Genomic DNA, 2720 nt, shown 5'->3' with positions numbered 1-2720 from the left:
GGGGGTTAACAGGGGGTTAGCGGGGGTATAACCTCTATTAACCCCCTGTTAAAACGGTGTTATAATGCTGTTAATTACAAATCAGTATACAATTTGAGCCTAAGCGGGGTAACAACAGACCTCCCCTTTTGTCAAAACTGCCGCTGAAACAAGCGAAAATAGCAATATGAAAAGCCAAATGGTCTTTGACAAACAATATGTAACTGAAACCGTATATTCGTAAATAGCAAATTAAAATCTTCCTTATTTTGAACGGACTTTTCAAAATTTACAAAGTTGACGCCGATGAGGCACTGCGCATACAACAATCCAAAAACGAAATACATCAACATGATTTCGAGGAATTGATTATTGGTGTGGCAGGAAAGCTCGAACATTTTATCGATTTTAAAACAAAAACCTACACCGCTCCATTTATAAGTTTTGTCACTCAGGGCAAAACCCACCGCGTCAAACCTCTTTTGCATAATAATAACATTGAATTTTGGGTCATTCGATTTAAAAGTGAATTTATCCCCGAAACGACTTTCCAGCTCTACGCCCACTTTCATGAAAATGCGACATTGACCTTCGCCAGCCCCAACTGCTTCGGGAGATTGATAGTCTTGTGTGAGCTAATGCAACAGGAATGCTTACAAACTAGCGTAGATTATGCGGTTATCAAGCAGCTATTGAGCACCATCTTTACTATGATTGAATCTGAACGAAAAAGGCAATTTCCAGACAGCCAACAGCAATTGAAAAATCAGAGTACAACGTTCACAAGCTTTCTATCTATACTGGAAGAGAACTACCGCCGTCCTGAAGGCGTTAATTTTTACGCGGAGAAGCTTTTTATGTCGACACGAAACCTAAATTTAATTTGTCAGAGCATATTACAACAAAGCGTTTCTGAGATTATCGAAACACGGAAACTTATTGAAGCAAAAAACCTCCTGTTGACAACGACTAAAACGATCTCGGAAATTGGTTTTGAACTCGGTTACCAAGATAAAGCCTACTTTACCAATGTCTTCAAAAAGAAAGCAGGCATGACGCCTTCGGAATTTAGAAATGAAATCCAAAAACTTATTTCCGAATAGCGTATAACAGATTTCCGAATAGTACAACAGATTGACAGGATAATGATACCGCCTAGCTAAGCCCATCCCCTACCTTTGTAATAAAAATTGACGCAGCCACATCATATCAAATGCGTAGAAAGGATTTTATTAAAATTATGGCAACATTACCATTAGCTGGAGTAGCTCATAAAGCAAACTCTTTATATAAATTTTCCGAGGAACTGGAGGCAACGGACAAATTTCCGGTCTTATTTTTAGGACATGGAAGTCCCATGAACGCCATAGAGGACAACGAATTTGTCCGGGGATTCAAAAAAATTGGCCAAACTTTCGAAAAACCGAAGGCGATTCTTGTTGTCTCGGCACACTGGGAAACACGTGGAACATTTGTCACAGCGATGGAGCATCCCGCCACCATTCATGACTTTGGCGGTTTTCCTCAGGCATTATTTGATGTCCAATACCCAGCTCCAGGCAGCCCGGCGCTCGCTTTAGAAACACAGCATATCGTCAGCAAAACAGAGGTTCATCTCGACGACAAATGGGGGCTGGACCATGGATCATGGTCTGTCGTCAAACATCTATACCCTGATGCAGACGTGCCTATTATTCAAATGAGCATCGATTACACACAATCTGCAGCATACCATTATGAAATTGCACAGCAATTAAACGCGCTAAGAAAAAAGGGGGTACTCATTATCGGTAGCGGCAATATGGTGCACAACTTACGGATGGTCGCCTGGGACAAACTCGATACGGCAGGCTATGCGTATGAGTGGGCTACTATAGCCAATGAAAAAATGAAGAAATTTATTCAGAATGGTAATCATCAGGCGCTCATAGATTTCAGAAAACAGGGCAAAGAGTTCGACTTGGCAATTCCAACTCCTGAACATTACCTCCCTTTAATCTATACCTTGGGTTTACAGGAGAAAAATGATGAGTTGTTTCTCTTCAACGACAATTCAGTGGCTGGATCACTGACCATGACCTCTTTGAAAATCGGTTAAGCCTCCAGCATACCTATCAGGAATATCCAACAATACCAGCCCATTCCATTAACCGAGAAAAAGGCCAATGGAATGGGCTTGTTGTATACAGTACTCCGCTGAGTCGGAAATAATCTCGAAATTTCCATGACAAAAAGCGTTAGGATTGCAGCGCTAGGATTGATAAATTTGTTTGAAACAAAACAACGTACTTGAACTTAACTCATGGCAACAAAACCTGTTATTGAAATTGAATATTGTCCAAAATGCAATTGGATGCTGCGCGCCGCCTATATGGCGCAGGAGGTACTGAGTTCGTTCACCGATGAGATCCATGGAGTGATGCTGGTCCCCAGCGAAATTGCAGGCCGTTATACAGTACGGGTAGCGGATAAGGAGATATTCGATCGAAAAAGAGCCGGTCGATTCCCCGAAATAAAAGAACTCAAACAACTGATCCGTGATCTGGTCGCACCAGATAAATCCTTAGGTCATTCGGACAAATCTCCTTCATCCAACATGTAATTTAGCATAAATCGGATTTTAAAGACTTCTTCTTATTAGCAACTTTGTATAAATTAAATGAACAATCATGACTATTCAACAAGAAGTAGATTTTCAACGTATCGCCAAGGCCATACATTTCTTACAGGAAAACTTTAAG

At 40.9% G+C, this 2720-nt stretch carries 3 protein-coding genes; all 3 read left to right on the top strand.

All coding sequences use genetic code 11. The features are described 5' to 3' along the window. Positions 1 to 248 precede the first annotated feature (248 nt). The 3 genes from B2X72_RS25600 to B2X72_RS25590 all read left to right on the top strand — a co-directional run bounded on the left by B2X72_RS25600 (position 249) and on the right by B2X72_RS25590 (position 2581). The gene (locus B2X72_RS25600) at positions 249 to 1082 is read left to right on the top strand and encodes a helix-turn-helix transcriptional regulator (RefSeq protein WP_088162746.1); all 834 of its coding nucleotides are present in this window, start codon (positions 249 to 251) and stop codon (positions 1080 to 1082) included. Positions 1083 to 1219: 137 nt separating this feature from the next. After that, positions 1220 to 2077 carry a 4,5-DOPA dioxygenase extradiol gene (ygiD, locus tag B2X72_RS25595; protein ID WP_198385980.1) on the top strand — a complete coding sequence of 286 codons (858 nt, stop codon included), beginning with the start codon at positions 1220 to 1222 and terminating at the stop codon, positions 2075 to 2077. A 204-nt stretch (positions 2078 to 2281) separates the two neighbouring features. Next, on the top strand, positions 2282 to 2581 hold the full coding sequence (locus B2X72_RS25590) for a SelT/SelW/SelH family protein (RefSeq protein ID WP_075993960.1): 300 nt from the start codon (positions 2282 to 2284) through the stop codon (positions 2579 to 2581). The last annotated feature ends 139 nt before the right edge of the window (positions 2582 to 2720 follow it).

It is taken from the genome of Sphingobacterium sp. UBA7253 (assembly GCF_002472745.1).
In the GTDB taxonomy this organism is placed as follows: domain Bacteria; phylum Bacteroidota; class Bacteroidia; order Sphingobacteriales; family Sphingobacteriaceae; genus Sphingobacterium; species Sphingobacterium siyangense.
The sequence above is the reverse complement of the archived record's forward strand: the minus strand, read 5'-3'. Positions and strand labels throughout refer to the sequence as shown.